General features: G+C 68.9%; 17 protein-coding genes. 5 read left to right on the top strand and 12 right to left on the bottom strand.

The genetic code is table 11. From position 1 onward, the window contains the following. The first annotated feature begins 45 nt into the window (after positions 1-45). The 3 genes from ACIOC0_RS18515 to ACIOC0_RS18505 all read left to right on the top strand — a co-directional run bounded on the left by ACIOC0_RS18515 (position 46) and on the right by ACIOC0_RS18505 (position 3,070). Complete coding sequence (locus ACIOC0_RS18515; protein ID WP_402156039.1) at positions 46-1,320, top strand: cation:proton antiporter; 1,275 nt, start codon at positions 46-48, stop codon at positions 1,318-1,320. Then, entirely contained in the window at positions 1,317-1,886 is a 570-nt protein-coding gene (locus ACIOC0_RS18510; RefSeq protein WP_024126775.1) for a nitroreductase, read from the top strand. Before ACIOC0_RS18515 ends, ACIOC0_RS18510 begins: the two co-directional genes overlap by 4 nt. An 80-nt stretch (positions 1,887-1,966) precedes the next feature. Continuing rightward, on the top strand, positions 1,967-3,070 hold the full coding sequence (locus ACIOC0_RS18505) for a class I SAM-dependent methyltransferase (RefSeq protein WP_205383865.1): 1,104 nt from the start codon (positions 1,967-1,969) through the stop codon (positions 3,068-3,070). 79 nt (positions 3,071-3,149) lie between these two features. Here ACIOC0_RS18505 and ACIOC0_RS18500 read toward each other — a convergent pair whose 3' ends face one another. The 11 genes from ACIOC0_RS18500 to ACIOC0_RS18450 all read right to left on the bottom strand — a co-directional run bounded on the left by ACIOC0_RS18500 (position 3,150) and on the right by ACIOC0_RS18450 (position 14,966). Beyond that, entirely contained in the window at positions 3,150-4,466 is a 1,317-nt protein-coding gene (locus ACIOC0_RS18500; RefSeq protein WP_402156038.1) for a transcriptional regulator, read from the bottom strand. Further along, on the bottom strand, positions 4,463-4,969 hold the full coding sequence (locus tag ACIOC0_RS18495) for a DUF6302 family protein (RefSeq protein WP_402156579.1): 507 nt from the start codon (positions 4,967-4,969) through the stop codon (positions 4,463-4,465). Before ACIOC0_RS18495 ends, ACIOC0_RS18500 begins: the two co-directional genes overlap by 4 nt. Positions 4,970-6,110: 1,141 nt before the next feature. After that, positions 6,111-6,683 carry a hypothetical protein gene (locus ACIOC0_RS18490; protein WP_402156036.1) on the bottom strand — a complete coding sequence of 191 codons (573 nt, stop codon included), beginning with the start codon at positions 6,681-6,683 and terminating at the stop codon, positions 6,111-6,113. A 93-nt stretch (positions 6,684-6,776) separates the two neighbouring features. Next, positions 6,777-8,615, bottom strand: a complete 1,839-nt coding sequence (locus tag ACIOC0_RS18485) for a glycoside hydrolase family 15 protein (RefSeq protein WP_402156035.1) — start codon at positions 8,613-8,615, stop codon at positions 6,777-6,779. Positions 8,616-8,746: 131 nt separating this feature from the next. Further along, positions 8,747-9,475, bottom strand: a complete 729-nt coding sequence (locus ACIOC0_RS18480) for an HAD family hydrolase (RefSeq protein ID WP_402156033.1) — start codon at positions 9,473-9,475, stop codon at positions 8,747-8,749. A gap of 657 nt (positions 9,476-10,132) precedes the next feature. Continuing rightward, a complete protein-coding gene (locus tag ACIOC0_RS18475; RefSeq protein WP_266552246.1) occupies positions 10,133-11,338 on the bottom strand; it encodes an acyl-CoA dehydrogenase family protein in 1,206 nt (401 codons plus the stop codon). Positions 11,339-11,390: 52 nt separating this feature from the next. Then, positions 11,391-11,930 (bottom strand): GAF domain-containing protein, encoded by a 540-nt coding sequence (locus ACIOC0_RS18470; RefSeq protein WP_399882454.1) that lies wholly within the window; start codon positions 11,928-11,930, stop codon positions 11,391-11,393. Beyond that, on the bottom strand, positions 11,927-12,550 hold the full coding sequence (locus ACIOC0_RS18465) for a GTP-binding protein (RefSeq protein WP_402156032.1): 624 nt from the start codon (positions 12,548-12,550) through the stop codon (positions 11,927-11,929). The genes ACIOC0_RS18470 and ACIOC0_RS18465 overlap by 4 nt, the downstream gene beginning before the upstream one ends. Further along, the gene (locus tag ACIOC0_RS18460) at positions 12,528-12,848 is read right to left on the bottom strand and encodes a DUF742 domain-containing protein (RefSeq protein WP_402156031.1); all 321 of its coding nucleotides are present in this window, start codon (positions 12,846-12,848) and stop codon (positions 12,528-12,530) included. Before ACIOC0_RS18460 ends, ACIOC0_RS18465 begins: the two co-directional genes overlap by 23 nt. A 43-nt stretch (positions 12,849-12,891) precedes the next feature. After that, positions 12,892-13,353 carry a roadblock/LC7 domain-containing protein gene (locus ACIOC0_RS18455; RefSeq protein ID WP_402156029.1) on the bottom strand — a complete coding sequence of 154 codons (462 nt, stop codon included), beginning with the start codon at positions 13,351-13,353 and terminating at the stop codon, positions 12,892-12,894. A gap of 2 nt (positions 13,354-13,355) precedes the next feature. Beyond that, positions 13,356-14,966 (bottom strand): ATP-binding protein, encoded by a 1,611-nt coding sequence (locus ACIOC0_RS18450; protein ID WP_402156028.1) that lies wholly within the window; start codon positions 14,964-14,966, stop codon positions 13,356-13,358. A 1,680-nt stretch (positions 14,967-16,646) separates the two neighbouring features. On the opposite strand from ACIOC0_RS18450, the gene ACIOC0_RS18445 reads away from it, so the two are divergent. Next, positions 16,647-17,105 carry an ATP-binding protein gene (locus ACIOC0_RS18445; RefSeq protein ID WP_266552261.1) on the top strand — a complete coding sequence of 153 codons (459 nt, stop codon included), beginning with the start codon at positions 16,647-16,649 and terminating at the stop codon, positions 17,103-17,105. Continuing rightward, positions 17,102-18,139 (top strand): aldo/keto reductase, encoded by a 1,038-nt coding sequence (locus ACIOC0_RS18440; protein ID WP_266552264.1) that lies wholly within the window; start codon positions 17,102-17,104, stop codon positions 18,137-18,139. The genes ACIOC0_RS18445 and ACIOC0_RS18440 overlap by 4 nt, the downstream gene beginning before the upstream one ends. Before the next feature lie 127 nt (positions 18,140-18,266). Here ACIOC0_RS18440 and ACIOC0_RS18435 read toward each other — a convergent pair whose 3' ends face one another. Continuing rightward, a complete protein-coding gene (locus tag ACIOC0_RS18435) occupies positions 18,267-18,506 on the bottom strand; it encodes a DUF397 domain-containing protein (protein ID WP_402156026.1) in 240 nt (79 codons plus the stop codon). Positions 18,507-18,511 lie beyond the last annotated feature (5 nt).

The raw sequence follows: 18,511 nt of genomic DNA, 5'->3' as shown, positions 1-18,511 counted from the left end.
CCGCCGCACCGCCGTGCGGTTCTTCGCCCGACTCCTGGAGCTGTCGTGTCCGACCCGCTGCTGCCCGTGCTCCTCGCCGTCCCGGTCGTGGTCCTCGCCTGCCAGGCCGGCGGGCGGGCCGTCATGCTGCTCGGCCAGCCTCCGGTCATCGGCGAGATCCTTGCCGGAACCCTGCTCGGTCCCTCGCTGCTCGGCTGGCTCGCCCCCACCGTCCAGCAGCACCTCCTGCCGCCCTCGGTCCTGCCCGTCACCTCCGCCCTGGGCACCCTCGGCCTCCTGGCCTTCCTGTTCCTGACCGGACTAGAACTCGACCTGCGCAGCCTGCGCACCACCCGCGGCGCCGTCGCCGCGGTCAGCCTCACCGGACTCCTGCTCCCCATGGCCCTCGGCGCCGCCCTGGCCGCCGCCCTCTACCCGCACTTCGCCCCCGACGGCGTCGAGCGGCTGCCGTTCACCCTGTTCGTCGCCGTCGCCCTGAGCATCACCGCCTTCCCGGTCCTCGCCCGGATCCTCGCCGACCGCGGCCTGGAGACCACGCCTCTGGGAACCTTCGCCCTGGCCTGCGCCGCCACCGACGACGCCCTCGCCTGGTGCCTGCTCACCGCCGCCGTCACCCTGGCCACCACCGGCACCGCCCTGTCGGCCCTGACCACCCTTGGTCTCACCGCCGCCTTCGCCGCCGGCCTCACCCTCATACGCCCGCTGCTGCGCACCCTGCTCGAGCGCGCCGGCCGCACCGGCGACGAACTCGTCCTGGCCCTCCTCTTCACCGGGCTGTGCCTCAGCGCCTACACCACCGACCAGATCGGCGTGCACCCCGCCTTCGGCGCGTTCCTGCTCGGCGCCGCCGCCCCCCGCGGACTGTCGGCCGTCGAACGCAGCGCCGCACGCATCCGCACCGTCGTCCTGCCGCTCCTGCTGCCGCTGTTCTTCGTCGACGCCGGCCTGCACACCGACTTCTCCACCCTGCCCGCCGGACAGTGGGGCTGGGGCGCGGCCATCCTCGCCGTCGCCGTCGTCGGCAAGTGGGGCGGCGCGGCCGGTGCCGCCCGGCTCACCGGCTCCGACTGGCGCTGGGCGGCCGCCGTCGGCACGCTCATGAACTGCCGCGGCCTGACCGAACTCGTCGTCCTGGGCATCGGCCTGCAGACCGGCGTCATCACCGATACCTTGTTCACCCTCCTAGTGATCATGACCGTCATCACCACCGCGGCCACCGCCCCGATCCTCCGGCGCGTGGCCGGCGACGACCCGCGAATGACCCCGCCGGCACCCCACGACGATCCCGAGCGCGCCCCGGCCGGGGAGGCGACCCGATGACCCGCTCCCCGAACCCGGTCCTGGACGCGGTCCTCACCCGGCGCAGCGCACCCCGCCTGACCGAGCCCGCCCCCGGCCCCGCCGAACTGGAGCGCCTCGTCCAGGCCGCGGCGACCGCACCCGATCACGGGCGGCTTCGCCCCTGGCGACTGGTCGCGGTGAGCGGCGACGAGCGGGCCCGACTCGGCGACGCGCTCGGCGAAGCCGCCGACACACCGGAACAGGCCCGCCGCGCCGCCGCGAAGCCCCTGCGCGCGCCCCTGCTCCTGACGATCGTGCACCGGCCCGTGCCCAACCACCCGAAGGTCCCCGAGTGGGAGCAACTGGCCGCCACCACCGGCATGGTCACCACCCTCTCGCTGCTCCTGCACAGCCAAGGCTTCGCTTCGATCTGGCGCACCGGCGCCGCTGTCCGGGCACCCCAGGTCCACAAGTACCTCGGCGTCGACGACGACGAACAGCTCCTGGGCTGGCTCTACGTCGGGACCCGGTGCGCCTCCAACGCCGCCGACCGGCGTCCGCTCGACACCCCCGCCAGGATCACCTGGCACACCACCGGCATCTGAGCCCGTCACCCAGCACACGACACGCCGGCAGTCGCGGCAGCGGAGCTGGGCGGACGCCGAACCTCCGCGAAAGGCAGACCGTGCGCGACATCCAGCACATCGAGATCCCCGGGCACACCCTGAGCGTGCGCGTCGACCCCGGCCCCGAACGAGAGGGCCGCCCCGCCCTGTGGCCGAGCGTGGGGGAGTACCCGATCTACGACCCGTTCCTCTACACGACCATGACCACCGACGACGAGCGCAACCACCGGTTCCGCGCGGCACTGGCGCACCTGGCACCGGACCGGCGGATCCTGGACATCGGAACGGGCCAGGACCTGCTCTGGGCACGCGAAGGCGTGCAGGCCGGAGCCCGGCACGCAGTGGCCATTGAGGTCATCGAGGACGCGTTCCACAAGGCGGCCGCCAACCTGCCGGCCCTCGAGTCCCCGGACCGGATCACGCTCCTGCTCGGCGAGTCGACCAGACTCCGCTTCGCCCCCCGCGCCGATGTCTGCGTCGCCGAGATCATCGGCTCGCTCGCCGGCGCCGAAGGCGCGGCAGCCGTCCTGGCAGACGCCCGCACCCGCCTCCTGGAACCCGGCGGGCTGGTCATCCCCCACCGCGCGGTCACCTTGGCCGCAGCGGTCCGCCTGTCCGACCTGCTCCCCGAACAGCCCGTGGCGTTCGCCGAGGCCGCACTCCCGTACCTACGAAGCATCTTCGGCTGGCACGGCAGCCCCTTCGACGTACGACTCAGGGTCGAGAACCCGCCCGCCGACGCGCTGCTCTCCGAGGGAGCTCCCATCGAGGTGCTCGACTTCAACGGTGACCTGCAGACGCAGCAGCGTACGACCACGCACTTGGCCATCACGCGGTCTGGCCTCGTGGATGGCGTGCTCACCTGGCTCAACCTCTGGTGCCTGCCGGACGAAGAGCCTCTCGACGCACTGAGCATGAAGACGAACTGGGCCACCATCTACTTGCCGCTCTTCGACAGTCCCGTGCCGGTCGAGCCCGGAGATGTCCTGGAGCTCACCTTCGCGGCCGCCCTCAGCGACGACCGTGTTCACCCGGACTATCAGCTCCAGGCTGTCCTGCGCACCGCCGACGGGCAACAGCGCCGCGGATCTCTGATCTCCCCGCATCACGGCGGCGCCTTCAGGTCCCACTCGCTCTACCGGGACCTCTTCCCCGCGGGCTGACCGGCCACCGGGCCGCGGCCTCCGGTACATCGCGGCCCCGGCCCCGGGCGCGGGGCGTCCTGGCGGGGGACGAAGAAGCTCAGAAGTCGCGCAGCGGCTCGCCCGCGTTCAGGCGGTCCAGGCGCTCGGACAGCCGTCGGCTCATCAGGTGCTGCGAGGCCTGGGAGGCCCGCCTCGCCGCCGCCATGTGCTCGGCCGAGTCACCGCGCAGCCGCGCCAGCACGGCCTCCGTGATCAAGAGTTCCACCGTGTCGCGCGTCCGGTCCGACGGAAGGGCCGACGCCTCCTTCAGGGCTTGAGCGCCCTGCTCGGCCAAGCCGGCGACGGCGAACGCCCACGCCGCCTGTCCTTCCAGCTCACGCAGATCGAACCACTCAAGCCAGGCCGGGCCGGCGCTGCTCTGCGCGCGGACGAAGAACTCGCGGGCCCGCTTCACCGCCGCCACGACCTGGTCCGCCTGACCGTTCAGCGCCCACGCCCGGGCCTCGGTCACGTACGCGTAGGCCCTGACCAAAGGAGGGGCCCCCTGGGCCGCCAGCACAGCGCTACGCGCGTGAGCGAGCACATCCGGCTGGCCTCCCTGCGTCGCCGCCAACCGGGCCTGATGGATGTGGACCCGGGTGATGCGGGCGCGGTCGCCGATCGCCTGGGCCAGCCGCATCGCCTGAAGGTCGTAACGCTGGGCGAGACCGGGAAGCTGGTCGTCGTAGGCCATCGAGGCCATCGCCAGGACGGCGTCCACCACGCTGCCGTACAGCCGCCGCCCAGTCCGGGCGGAGAAGCTCCCGTTCAACATCGGCGTAGCGTGCGTGTCCATCATCGACGCGAACGCGCCGCGGAACTTGCCCCCGCCGTGCTGGGAGTCGAGCTTGCCGAACAGCCGCGTCTGCTCGTCGAGAAGGTCGATGTCCGCCGCGGTCACCTTGTGCTGCCCGTGACCACTGATCACGGCGTCGGCCGGCATGACGAGCGCCTCCCTCGAGGCGGGACCGAAGACGCTCGGAGAGAATGCGCTCTTGACGACGTTGCGTCGGCGCATGGCGTCCAGGGCCCACAGCTTCGAGAGCATCCGCACGGCATGAGGGACGTCCAGGTACTCCAGCGACTGCGCCGCGACCAGGCCGGTGTCGGACGGCCAACCCAGACTCTCCGGCGTCACCACCCGGTGCAGGGCATTGGACAGCACATGGCACGCGGCGGCCGCGAGGTCGTCGCTGGGGGTTGCGCCCTTGCACCATCGCGAGACGGTGCTCGTGACCACCGTGTAGGGCAGGCGGATGGCCTCGCAGCGAGCGGCAATGCGGCGAGCGAAGCCGCTGATGGACCAGTCCAGCGTCTCCAGATGCTTGAGTAAGACCTCGTTGCGCTCCGCCTTCGCTGATCCAGGCTTCGTCATCGCGCCGCCCATCGTGGTGAGGTCAGTGGAGAGGGCGAAGTGGTGCCAGCCGGGAGCGCTGTTTCGACGGTTGGCTTCCACGTCGAGGAAGGAGGGGAAGTAGGGGTGGGACCGGTGGCGTTCGCCTTGGCCGCCGAGACGAGCAGAGTGATCAGCACGCCCAGCAGGATCACGCTGAGGCAGCCGCCGAGGTCGCGCAGCGTCGACTTCAGCGGATCCTGGTGCCAGGGCCGCCCGTCGTCCTGGTCCGAGTCGTGCTCCACCTGGGCCGCCGGGTGGTCGGGGATCGAGGGGCGGCGGACGAAGGTGTTGATGGCGGACGGCGCGTAGCCGAAGTACCTGCCGCGCTCCGCGTCGTCCCAGGGCTGGCGTGGGCCCCAGTCGACGGTGTGGCAGGTGTCGCGGTGGACCGACAGGCCGATCCGTACACGCGGAAATCCGGGCTGGTCCCGCACGGCCGCCCAGACGCGCGCGCGGCAGGAAGTGTGGAACGCGCAGGACAACGGCAACGAGCTCGCGGACGCGGCCGAAGCCGTGCTCGGCATGGCCGGACTGATCGGCCCGGAGTGCTGCACCCCCCTCTTCGTGGTGGAGCGGTAGTTGAGGTGGTAGGAGCCCACGATCGCGGGATCGCGCTGGGGGCCGTACCGGCGAGCTGCAGGCTGCGGACGTGAGCACGAAGGTCTCCCCAGAGGTGGAGGTGTGGATCCGGGCCGCCGCGACGGTGGGCGCGGGGACGTCATGCCGACCTCCTGCTCCGGCGGTCCGACGGCGAGGCCTGTGCCGGTGGCGCCGGCAGGGCAGCGCGGCTGCCTGCGGCCTCGGTAGGGGGCTGTCGTTGGGCATGGGCGGCTTGCTGGAGCTGGTCCAAGCTCCACTCGGAAGGCAGTGCCCGGCGGAGGGCCTCTTCGAACAGCTGGCGTTCGCCTGTAGCCGCAGGACCGTTGCGTACGCCGCTCTGTGTGTGGCAGGGGTGGTGAACGACGTACACCTGGCGACGGAGCCGCTGGGCGTTGCTTCCATCCCAGCCCCAAGCCGTGCACGTGTACTCGGTGAGCAGCGATATGGGCTTGGCGAGTGATTCCGGCACGAGGTGCATGGTGATGACCCCGTCTTCGGCCAAGCGGAAGAGGTGGGACATTCCGTCAGGTATCCGGTCAAGTATGTTCTCGTGCAGTAGCAGCACCGTCCGGCACCGGTGCGAGGATGCTGTTCGCTGGCCGGGATTGGCGGGGGCAGTTCGGTCCGGCAGAGGAAGAAGGGATGCCGGGAGGGGGCCGGAGCTGTAGACGAGGGCGGCTCGGGCGCTGGCCGCCAACGCGTCCACCCACACCGGGGACAGAGGGAAACCGTCCAGGCGGTGCTGATGGCCAGGATGAGTGAGGAGCGAACGTGCCTCCTGCGCCTCGTGGTCGGGTGCTTCGAAGGCGCCCAGCAGAGCGCCCGCAGTCGCGGAAGACATCGGAGCCCGAGCCTCCTCTAGCGCGCGAATCCTCGTGGCCGATGCTCCGATGATGTTCGCGGCCTGCTGGTCGCTCAGCCCGGCGAGCCTCCGGAAGCGGCGCATCAGCGCGCCGACCAGAACAGGAGGCAGGGAGGGTATGTCGCACCGATGTGCGCACAGCGGGGAAGCGAATGCGCCTGTCATGGACGTGTCACCGCCGGATCCGCTGGAGCAGTGACGGTGGGGACCTGGCAGTGGAGGAACACGTCCTGGTTCGGGTGCAGTTCGGCCCTGCATTGCATCAGGGCCAGGTGACCACCAGGTGTGCTGGTGGTCTTCTCGTGTCCCCACCCGGTGTCTTGAGCCAAGGACAGCAGCCTGTTGGGAGGACTACCGGTCGGCAGCAGGACTTCGCCGCGTACCCACCGTTTGCCTGTGCGGGCGGCGAAGTCTGTGGCCCACAGGGTGACCAGCCGCAGGATCGGCTCTCCCACTGGAGCATCCGGGGACTTGGCGAGGTGGCACAGCAGCAGGCTGGGCTCGGCGCCTGCGGGTACGTCCCAGGTACTGAGGCGGGGTTCGCGCACGAGGTGCAGTGCCGCCAGGAGCTGGCCGTCGCCAGAGAGCGTGACGATCTCGGCGCCGCCGCCGTGGTGGAGGAGGTTGACCAGAGCTTCTGTGTGAGGGCGCAGGGCGGGGCGTTCCTGGGGCCAGGAGGTCAGATCGGCGGCGAGCCGGTCGCGGTCTTCCTGCCCGGCAGGGACAGGCGTCATGACGTAAGGCGGTCGGGTGGACACGGGGTCGAGGTCCTGTTCGTGGGTCAGCGGAGCGGGACTGTGCCCGGGTGGGCGCGGCAGGGCTGTGAGTCAGGCGGTTGCTTCCTCGATGAGGGCTTCGTCCGGTGGTTCGGCAGGGCGGCTGTACCTGATCAGGGTCTGGGCTGCTCCGACGAGGCCGGAGTGGGAGAAGGCCTGCGGGAAGTTGCCCACCATGCGCTGGCGGCGGGAGTCCCACTCCTCGGCCAGCAGACCGACGTCGTTGCGCAAGGCGAGGAGTCGCTCGAACAGCTCGTACGCCTCGCCGATGCGGCCGATCTCCGCGAGTGCGTCGACGAGCCAGAAGCAACAGATCAGGAATGCTCCCTCGTCTCCTGTCAGTCCGTCCACGCCGGCATGCGCACCGGCGGTGGGGTAGCGCAGAAGGAACCCGTCCTCGGTAGACAGTTCTCGCTGGATGGCCTCGACCGTGCCGATGACCCGCTTGTCGTCCGGCGGCAGGAACCCAACCTGCGGGATCAGCAGGAGCGCGGCATCGAGCTCGACAGATCCGTAGGACTGGGTGAAGGTGTTGCGCCCGGTGTCGAAGCCCCTCTCGCACACGTCGCGATGGATTGCCGCACGCAGCTGCCGCCAACGTTTCACGGGGCCATCGGCGTGCCCGGCCTCGACCATTTGGACGGCGCGGTCGACGGCTACCCACGCCATGACCTTCGAGTGCACGAAGTGCCGCCGTGGGCCGCGGACTTCCCAGATGCCCTCATCGGGCTGAGTCCACTGCGCCTCGACAGATTCGATGAGTGCGGCCAGGAGGCGGTTGATGTTCTCGTCGCACCCGAGGCCGTGCAAGGCGGCCACGTGGAGGGCCTCGACCACCTCGCCGTAGACATCCAACTGTCTTTGGTCGGCGGCGGCGTTGCCGATCCGGACGGGTGCGGATCCCTCGTATCCGGACAGCCATTCCAGCTCGGATTCCGGGAGTTGGCGCTCACCGGCGATGCCGTACATGATCTGCAGGTTCTCCGGGTCGCCGGCGACCGCGCGCAGCAGCCAGTTACGCCAGTCGCGTGCCTCGTCGCGGTAGCCGGCGCGCAGCAGGGAGGACATGACGATCGCGGCGTCCCGCAGCCAGGTATAGCGGTAGTCCCAGTTGCGGGTGCCGCCGATGTCCTCGGGCAGCGAGGTGGTTGGCGCGGCCACGATCCCGCCGGTCGGAGCGTACGTCAGGGCCTTCAGCGTGATCAGCGACCGGACGACTGCGTCGCGGTAGGGACCGGCGTAGGTGCAGTGGGCCGCCCAGTCGGTCCAGAACGTCTCAGTCGTCTCCAGGGCCTCCCCGGTCTTGATCCGTTCTGGGGCGCATGCGTGGGAAGGCTGCCAGCTCATGGTGAACGCGACACGCTGGCCCGCGTCGAGGGTGAACTGCGACCAGGGGGCGGGCAGTTCGCCGCAGAGCTCGCTCTCCGTGTCCAGCCACACTGCGTCGGGCCCGGCGACCAGACGGGTGCGGCCGTTCACGGTTTCCGTCCAGGGCACGATCTGCCCGTAGCCGAAGCGCAGGCACAGCGTGGAGGCCACCGGAACGGTGCCGGTGACAGCTTCGACGATGCGGACCAGACGGGGCGCGCCCTCACGTGGCGGCATGAAGTCGGTGACCCGGAGTGTCCCGGTGGGTGTGTCCCATTCCGACTCCAGGACCAGCGAATCGCCACGGTAGACGCGCCGCGCCGCCGTCGGCGGTGCCTGCCCAGAGCTGGTGGCCGGGCCGATGCGCCAGGTGCCGTTGTCGGCGTTGCCGAGAAGCGCTGCGCAGACCGCGTCGGAGTCGAACCGGGGCAGACACAGCCATTCGACGCTCCCATCCCGCCCGACCAACGCAGCTGTCTGCAGATCGCCGATCAGTGCGTAGTCCTCGATACGCCCAGCCATGCAAATTCCGTCCTGTGGTGTGGCGCCGGTCCAGTCGGATGGAGGCACCCTGGTGGTTATGTCGTTTGGGCCCGACGGCCTTGGGTGGGGCGGTTGCACCTGCTCGGGGGCGCTGTGCAGGTCGCTTCGCTCTAATGGGTGAGCGCCGGCAGTGGCGGGGGAACGTCGACTGCAACGCTCAGCCACTCGCAGGCGTCAACCGTGGTGTGCACGGTGTGGTGGGGAACGGGATCCCCGCGGCGGCGGGATCGCCCGTGTGAGACCCAGATGGTGTGCAGCCCCGCCCGGAGTCCGCCCGCGATGTCCGCGGCCAGGCAGTCGCCGATCATGGCCGTCCATGTGTCCTTGTCGGCCTGGAGGTCGTCCAGTGCGAGCCGGAACAGGGCCTCGTGCGGTTTGCGTACGCCGTAGTCACCGGAGATGACGACTGTCGTGAAGAACCGATCGAGTCGGCTGACCTCCAGCTTGGTGCGCTGCGCGGCCGGTGATCCGTTGGTCACGACACCGAGCGACCATCCGTCAGCAGTCAGCGCTTCGAGGGCGGCGCACACCTCCGGACGGTGCGGCACGAGTTCGGCCGTGCGTTCTTGGTAGGCGACGTGCTGCGCGGCGATGGATTTTTGGATGCCGAAGGTCTCCTTGATATCGGCGAAGAAGGCGTATCTGGCGCCGGCGTGACGTGCGTCGGCCTCCGTGATCCACGGATGTGGGATGCCGGTGGCCTGGGAAAACTCAGCGGCCCAGAGAGCGAACGCGGCGGCGTGGTCGGTGAGGGTGTCGTCCAGGTCAAAGAGGGCGATCTTGGGAGCGGGCATCACTGCCACCCCCGCATCTGGCCGGGTACCGCCGTGGGCGCGCATCTGTCGTGGCTTGGCGGCGCCAGCGCGTCTTCGTCGGGGGCCGCTCGTTTGCTGTGGTGTGCAGACTGCTGCCTCTGGGCTGAGAGCGCGACGAAGAGCCAGATCGGGGCGGTGAGTAGTCGGCCGGCCGGTGATCGGGTGACCCACCGAAGGGGCAGATCGGCGGTGCGGGCTCCGCGCGGAGGGATCGTGATCCACTCTCCGCTCAAGTAGTTGGCTGGGGGTGGCCAGCCCGGCCCACCAAGTCGCGGAGGTACGTAGCCGGATCCGAGCGGGACGAAGAAGTGCCACACATTGCCGTCGGCGAAGACGGCTCCTTGGGGCAGGCCGAGACGCTTGAGCTGCAGGAGGACTGGAGCAGCATGGTGTGCGGGGGCCTGGACGACGTCGAAGGCACGCCCCGTCGGCAATGCTGTGGCGGTGGAACTGCGCCACGCTTGGCCCAGAAGTCCGAATGCCTCCTGTTCAGGATCGTCGAGGGCCGGCATGGTCGGGCATGGTTCGACGTCTGCGGCTGGCCTGTCCGCCGTGCCGTGGTGGGGCGGCGCGAGCGGGGCGGTGACGGTGGCCATGCGGTGTCTCCAGGCGAGTAAGCGGTGTCGGGGCGTGCGGCAGGGCCGCTGACGGCGGTGCGGCTCGGCCGCCCGATGTGCTGTGTCAGGCCGGCACGACCTGCGTGGTGGGGCTGTCCGGCTGGCTGGCGAGACGTTCGGAGTAGTGGCCTTTGTCGATGCCCAGGGCGAACTCGGCCAGCCGCAGCGCCTGGATGTCGGATGTGCCGGCGGGCGCGTATATGTGGTAGGCGTCGCGTACGTAGCGGCCTATGGGCCGGTTGTTGACCAGGCCTGCGGCCCCGTGGATCTCCATTGCGGCGCGCGCCGAGTCCAGCACGGTTTCGGCGACCAGCTTGGCGTTCATCAACTCTGGGTCGCAGGGAAGACCCTGGTCGAGGAGGCTTGCCGCGTGGTAGGCGGAGAGCCGTGCGGTCATCAGCCGTGACTGCATCCGGCCGAGCTTGTCCTTCACCGTTGGCAGGTGGTGGAGCGGATTGCCGTAGCGCTTGCGTTCGTGGCAGAGGGCGGTGGTTGTCTCGAGGATGGCCTGGTGCAGGCCGAGGGCCACGGCGGTCAGGTTGAGGCGCCCGTACAGGATGCTGGAGGAGTAGGCCACGTCCCTGCCGTCGCCCTCGGCGCCCAGTCGGTTGCTCGCAGGGATGCGGCAGTCGTTGAAGATCAGCTCGCCGAAGCTGAATCCGTGGAGCCCCAGGGTCTCCGGGTGCGGACTGCGGGTCAGTCCGGGGGTGCCGGCTTCGACCAGGAACGCGCTCAGGCCTCCGGATCCTGTGCCGGTGCGGGCGACCACGCCGTGGAGGTGTCCGATGTGGGAGTTGCCGACGTAGACCTTCGCGCCGTTGAGGACGTATTCGTCGCCGTCGCGTACGGCAGTGGTCTCCATGCCGAGAACGTGGCCGCCGGATGCTGTCTCGGTGACTGCGATGGTGGGCAGGCAGTCCCCGGCGGCAATCTTCGGCAGCCAGCGACGCTTTTGGTCTTCAGTTCCGAAATGGATGATCTTGGCGACTCCGAGCTGGGACGCCTGCACCATGGCTCCCATGGCCGCGCTGACGCGCGAGAGTTCCTCGATGATGATCGTTTTGGCCAAGTGGCCAGCGGCCATGCCGCCGTATTCCTCGCCGATCGTGGCGCCGATCCATCCCCGGCGAGCGATCGCGGCCGCGAGGTCGGTCTCGATCTCCCCGGTCCGCTCCATCTGATCCACACGCGGTGCGACCTGGGACTCGGCGAAACCCCGTACGGCTTCACGGAGTTGGTGGTGCTCTGCAGCGAGATACGAGGCGGACATGGTGGGGTTCCCTCCCTGAGAGAGCGCTGTCGGGCGCGGCGCGGGGTGTCTTCTAGTGCGGCGGCTGGAAGCCGGCGCGGCGATAGAGGAAGGCCATGACCTCGTCGCGGCACTGTCTGATCAGCTGGAGCGATCCCTGACCCGTGGCGAGGGGCTTTTCGACGGGACCGACGAAGCAGACGGTCCCGAGCGCGATGTCCTCATGCATCAGGGGTGCGCCCCCATAGGTGCGGATGCCGATCAGGTCCACCACCGCGTTGCCCGCGAAACGGGGGGAGGCGAACACGTCAGGCAGGATGAGTGCCTTCTTCTTGTGCACGACCTCGGGACAGAAGCCGTGGTCGAGGGACATGCTCCGGCCTACCGTGGGCAGCTCGCTGTCGTCGCCGGGGGTCGCCAGACCGAAGAACTGCTGCTCAGCGCCGAAGATGTTGACCATGGCGTAGGGCACCCGGGCGGCTTGTGCCAGCCGGATGGCGAAGGCGTCGAGTTCCGCGTCGGGGCCGGTGAGGCCCAGAGCACGCTGCACGTCGGCACGCGCGAGCTGTTCGGCGGTCTGGGCTGGTGGCGTGGTGGGGTTCGGGCGGGTCATGTGAGAGCTCCAGAGGAGGAGACGCCGCGCAGTTCGATGCTGCGGCGCACGAGAGTGATCAGGACGTGCTTGGCCGAGGAGCGCTGCCGCACATCGCAGGTCATGACGGGGATGCGCGAGGCGAGACGGAGGGCCTGGCGGACTTCGTCGGGGGTGTATCGGAAGGCGCCGTCAAACTCGTTGATCGCGATGACGAAGGGCAGGCCACGTTCCTCACACCAGTTGACGGCCGCGAAGGAATCCGGCAGACGCCGTGTGTCGACGAGCACCACGGCGCCCACGGCACCGTAGGAGAGGTCGTCCCAGAAGAACCAGAACCGCTCCTGTCCGGGGGTTCCGAACAGAAACAGGATCAGCGAGTGGGGGTCGGCGAAGGTGATCCGGCCGAAGTCCATGGCCACGGTGGTGACGGATTTGTCGGCTATTCCTTCGAGGTCGTCGACCCCTGCGCTGGCAACGGTGAGGGTTTCCTCGGTCGTCAGAGGTTCGATCTCACTGAGTGTCGTGATCATCGTGGTCTTGCCGACGCCGAAGCCGCCTGCCACGACGATCTTGAGTTCTTCCGCAGGTGTGCTGGCGCGCCCGTGGCGGTCGCCTTCAGAGGGAGGTTTGTAGAGCATTGAGCAGTCTCTCCAGAAGGTGCACGTCGGGGTCGGACGTGCCAGCGGGGTTGGCGAGAGCGAGTGCCTGAGCGTCGAGAAGATCGCTGATCAGGACTTTGACCACTTGGACCGGCTGGTGCAGCCGAGCCGCGAGCTCCGCGACGGAACACGGAGCGCCGCTGCAGTGCAACAGCAGCGACTCGTGCTCACGGCTCAGCTGAGCGGGCAGGACTGTGGCCTCGGTGATAAGGCAGGTGGTCAGGTGCAGCGGGTGGGTAGGGCGGGTGCGTCCTCCGGTGATTGTGTAAGGACGCACATCCCCTAACGTGCTGTCGGACCACCCGCCACGCGAACCCACGTCAAAGTCCCGTGTTGTAGCCGTTGTTGCGCCGGGCCTGGATGATCAGGTGCTCGTCGAGCCCCTTGATCAGCTTCTCCATCTCGTGCCCGACCTGCCCCACGTCGGCCTGGGGGTCGGTCACGACGGCCAGGACGGTGCCGAGGACCGCCTCGTTCACCATTCCGGCGCTCATCAGGAAGAGGTATCCGGCGTCGTGCTCTACAACGACCTGACGCACACCGCCCTTGGCGTTCTTGAACTGCTGTCGGGCCAGGGCCCAGATGCCGGTGATGGCCGCGGCTGTGGTGTCCGCCTCGTCAACCGTCTGTTCCGTATAGGCGAGTTTGAGGCCGTCACCAGTGCCCAGGAGAGCGTGCTGGGCACCAGGGATCCGGCTCACGAAGCTGCTGAGAAGTCCGTCCAACTGGGCTCGCGCCGACGCTGCCTGGTCGCTGGTGATGGCCTGGCTGTCCGCGTCCATTGTCAACTCCTGCTCTGCATGGGGGGATTGGTGGTCGAAGGGGCGTCGGTGGCGGTCAGTGTGTTGGGAGCTTCCGACTGCCGCTGCCCCTCATCGAGGGGCGCACGAGACTGAAAGCTGGCCATCAAGCCGCCAGTGGGACGGCCGGCAGGTTCCTGCTGCCGCGGTCGCGGCGCCTGGTCCTTTGGCTGGCTGACGTCCCGGACCGGCAACGGCGGCCTGTCGCTGCCGGCGTCTGCTGGAGGGTGCGGCCGGGCGGGCGTGGGCGGAAGATCGTGTGTCTGGCCCGTCCTGGGCGACCCTGCGCTGCCGGAGTGCGGCGCGCCGCTCGGGCCTGGAGGCGAGGCTGGTGCGCCCGCGACAGCGGCGGACTGCGTCGGCGTCTCGTGGGCCTCGACGAGTAGTTCGCTCGGCAGAAAGACGATTGCGTGGGTGCCGCCCACGATGTTGGGCCGAAGCTGAATGGTGATCTTGTGGCGCCTGGCGAGGAGTGCCGCTACCAGGAGTCCGAGCTGGCCCGTGCGTAGACGGTCGCGAGGGTCCTCTCTTTCGGGGTTGGCCAGGAGCCGGTTGAGGGCATCACGCTTGTCCTGAGACATCCCCGTACCGCGGTCGACTACCTCGATGGCGATGCCGTCGCCGGTTTGGGTGGTGTGAACCTCAACCTTCTCGGTGGAGAAGTCTGTGGCGTTCTCCATCAGTGCGGCCAGGAGGTGCACGAGGTTGGGGCTGACGTATCCGGGGACCGACGCCGTCACCGGTGTCAGTTCGACACGCACCCGCGCGTACTCGGGGATCTCGGCGACAGCTCGCCGGATTGTCGTCGCGACGAGGATGGGCGGGGTGTTGCGGGACGGCAGACTCCCGCCTATGACCGCCAGGCTTTCCACAGCGCGCCGAATCTGCGTCAGCAGGTGGTCGATGCCGAAGATCTGATGCAGAAGGTCCGGATCCTCAACGCCGTTCTCCACATCGGAGATGACGCTGATGCTTCGGTTGACCAGGCCCTGAAGCCGGGGAGCGACCGACTTGAAGATCTCAGCCAGCTCTGCCTGCGGGTTCAGCACACCGTGCGTATGCGCCGCCGCCCGCATCACGGCTTGCCAGGCCTCGGTGAACCCCGCTTCGATAGCTGGGATCACATCGAGGCGCACGTCGCCTGTGCGTGGCTGGACAGCGGGCTCGGCGAAGTTGGTCCGTGCCGCGCCTTGCTGGGCCTGCCCGAGCGCCCAGCGCACCTGTTCCCGGCCCTTGTCGATCGCGGCCATGACACTGGCCAAGGCGTGCAGTGCTTCGTCGCGCTGGGCGCAGAGCTGCCTGAGCGCTCCATCGTGCTCGGCGCGGAGCTGCAAGATGTGCGCAACAGCTCTGTGGGCGCGTCGAGAGCGAGTCACCGTCCACCACAACAGGCCCCCCGCTGCGGCGCCCGCGCCGACGACGCCGGCTTCGGTGGGCACGGCGCCGAGCCGGTCGAGGAGCCACGCCCCACCCACTGCCAGGGACGAGAGCGCGCTGGAAAGGACTGCGGGGGGCAGGCGAAGGCTGCCATCGGCGTGCGCCCTGCGACGGCTGCCGCCAGTCGCGGCCTGCTCGCGGGCAAAGTGCTCAGACATGGCACACCTCGCGCCGGCGAGCCCGGCAGACTCGACGCATCCCGGCCCGTGTCTGGCTGAGCGACTCATGAAGCGCTGCCGACTCCGTGACCGCGGCAGCCGTTGGCTCAGGCACACTGGCCCAGAACCGCGCCCGGCATGGCAGCTGATACCCCTTGGTGGGGCACTGGAGGCTCCGGCCGCTGCTGCAAACGGAATGCGGTGCCCCCCACCGGTCGGCGGTACCGGATCCCACAGGGATGAGCAGGACCTGGTGGGTGAGGCAGCACAGCAGCGGTCCGACCTCGCGGCTCTGGTCAACCATCAAGTCGACCGAAGCCATGCCGAGACCCACGCCGACGCGGACGATGTCGAAGTCGCGCGGGAGCCTCGGTGGGAGGGGAGCCTCGCCGAATTGAATCTGCCAGGCATGGCGCGTGATCAGGGGAGTCATCAGCTCTCCGGTCAGGACGGGAAGCCCGTCGTCGGGTCAGTGCGCAACCTTCGCGGCAGGGACCACGGTGAGCGGGGCGAGGAGCGACGAGCCTTGTGCAGTTGTGCCCGCGCTCCCGTGCCCGCTGGTCGCGGGACAGCAGGTGGGCCGGCTGCCGCTGGGCGGAGTGGATCCCCGCGCCGGCGGCAGCCGGGAGACCGAGCGCGAGGCTGCGCTGAGTCTCGCTCTCAACTTCCGGGGATCGAGGGCCCGTGCGATCCCCAGGCGACGGAAGTCGGAGCCCAGGTCGGGCAGCCCGAGCGGCATACGGGGGAGTGCCGAAACGGGTGCCCAGGTCGATGAGTGCGACGTCGACGGACGCGGCCGCCGCTCACGTACCCCAGTGACGGCTTAGGGAGCCCGGGAGCCGAGGAAGCCGAGTGCGTTGTTCTTCATGCCGCCGAGCCCGATTTCAGGACGTCCTCGCGACAGCACACCAGCCTGGTGATGCCGGACGGGAGCGCGCCGAGGACGCCGATCTGCGAGGGGTGAGTCGCCACGGTGGTGGTTCCTTAGTCGAGATCCTTGAGGGGAAACCGAGTCCTGTGCACGAAGGGCAGCAGGCGGCCGCTTCGGATGAGCCGAGGTCGTGAACCAAAGCCTTCCCGGTCGCCAGCGCCATCGGTAGATGAATCCGCACCCCACTTCACCCCACTTGGGGCGAGCGATCAGAGCCTTTGGCTTCTCGTGTATGAATTGCGGACGTAGGGACATTTAGGCCCTTAGAGGAACATTCTGCCGAGCGTTCCCCGTTCGGATCAGGTGCCCGGCCACCTGATGAGTCCGGCACCCCACTTCACCCCACTTTGCTGAAGTGGCTTGACAGCATGGATCGTTGTGTGTAGCCAGCCCTCTGAATGCGGCCGAGCGGGTCCGGGATGCGGTGTGCAGGCGTGGCGTTGCGGCTGGTCAGATCCCCCTGAGCGGGCCTGGTGCGCGGGTGGGTGAACTCTGTGGCCGTGCGGCAACGTGCCCAAGGACGTCGACCCCCGGTCGCGCCGCCGCATGTGCCCCGACCGCGAGAAAACCAGGCAATTGGGGTAATTCATCTGCCTGGCGGCCAGGATGCGGCCCAGCGCACTCATCCAAGTGGGGTGAAGTGGGGTGCCTTCTCGTGTACCGCGCCGATCTGCCATGAGCCAACGTGGTCCAGAGGACTACCCCGGTCCACGCCCCCGGGCGTCTCAGAGCAACCAGGAGACGAGGGCATGCCCATTCCCGCTACAACCTCGGCGAGCGCAGCTGGCCTGCGTGGCGAGCCACTCGCACACGCCGAGGCCGACCTCACTGGCCTATTGGCCCCCCAGGTAGTCGCCCGCCACCTCGTCCACGAGGTACTCGCCGACGAGAACGACTCGTGGACGGACGTCATCGTCCTGGTCGCCGACGAGCTGGTGGGAAATGCTCACCAGCACGTCGAGGCCGGCAAGCCGATAGGGATGGCGGTGGACCTGTACGAATGGGGTGCAGTTGTCCAAGTCGAAGACAGCGGACGCGACATCACCGCCATTTCGCGTGAGCCGAAGGAGCCGGCACTCGAGGACGAGGGAGGGCGCGGCCTCTTCCTGATTGACACTCTGGCGAGCTCGTGGGGCGTGCGGCCGACTGACACGGGCAAGAGCGTCGTGGCACTGTTTCTTCACCAGCCGGCCGGAGGAGGGCGATGAAGGGCTGCGACCTGCGCCCCAGAGCCCTCACTCCCGGACTGAGTCTCGGCCCGCTGGGCGTTAGCACAGGGACCACGCGCTGGGACTTCCCTGAGCAGATCGTCGATGACGGGCAGATCCTCAGAGGGCTGCGCAGGGCGATTGAGCTGGGAGCGTCGTTCGTCGACACCTCCGATGCTCACGGCGACGGACATGCTGAGCGGCTGGTCGGGAAGGTCCTTCGGGAGTACCGGCACTATGGGGTTCACGCCATCAGCAAGGTCGGGCGACTGCGCGGTTCCGCGCCACACCCGTATGCCGGCCCGAGGGTCCGCCACCAGCTGGAGCAGACGCTGGAGAATCTGTACCGAGAGGACCTGGCCGTCTACGTGCTGGACTCGTACGACTTCGGCCCCGGAGATATGTACCTGGGACCCGTGGTCGCGCAGATGCACGCCATGCGCGACCTTGAGCAGATCGGGGCAATCGGCCTCCGAGGCCCCACCAGCGCTGACAGCGTCCACCAGATACGGCGCTTCCTCTGGCTGGTCGAGGAGATCCAGCCTGACGTGGTGTGGGCCCAGGCAAACGGCCTCCTGCCCGCAGCCGTCCTGGAGGAGGGCGAGAGCCTGAGCGAGTTCACCGCGCGAAAGGGCCTGGGACTGGTCGTTGCTTCGCCTCTCGGGCACGGAATGCTCGTCGGCCAGCGCAACCGCAGGGCTCTGGATGCACTTTGCGGGCAAGGTGTTTGTCCCGAGGCGGCTGCCGCCGTTGTAGAGGGCGGCCTGCGGGAGCTGGCCGGGCTATTCGGATCCGGGCACGGTACCTTGGCCCCGCTCCTGCTGCGGTCGAGCCTCCAGCAGGCGCCCCATGCGCTCGTCGCCGTCGGTGTCGCGGAAGAACACCTGATTGAGCAGTGCTTCGATGCCTTGCCCGGCTCGCTCTCTCAAGACGAGGTTGATCAGATCGATGCCGTCTTCGCCCGCATGAGGCTCAGCCTGCAGATGCTGGCGGGACGGCCTGTCATGCACGAGCGAGTCGGGGGGCTCGGCTGAGCCGGACAAGTTTTTCGGCCGACAGTCGGCCTGAACAAGTGGCGTTCCTGCCGTTGTGACGGGCACAGATCCGATGGGGCCGGCCTCAACTGGCGTGGCGGCCGACCCCAAGGGGTCACTTCGTACGTCAGTCCAAGCCTGCGATCGGGTCGAACGCTCCGTCCTTCACGCTCTGAATCCAGGCACGAGCTCCGTTCAGGGGATACAGCAGGGGCGGGCGGTCGGTGCACTTGGTGTCGCTGACCAGGATCCAGTCGCCCATCCGGCCAACCCTCACGCAGTCCCCACCCCCGCCGCTGTAGGTCGACACCGTCCCCTCCAGACGGGACAAATCGAGCTTGGAGAGGTCGGGCCTCTGCGACTGCACGGTCA

It is taken from the genome of Streptomyces sp. NPDC088254 (assembly GCF_044740925.1).
Classification (GTDB): domain Bacteria; phylum Actinomycetota; class Actinomycetes; order Streptomycetales; family Streptomycetaceae; genus Streptomyces.
This window is presented reverse-complemented; position numbering and strand designations above follow the sequence as displayed.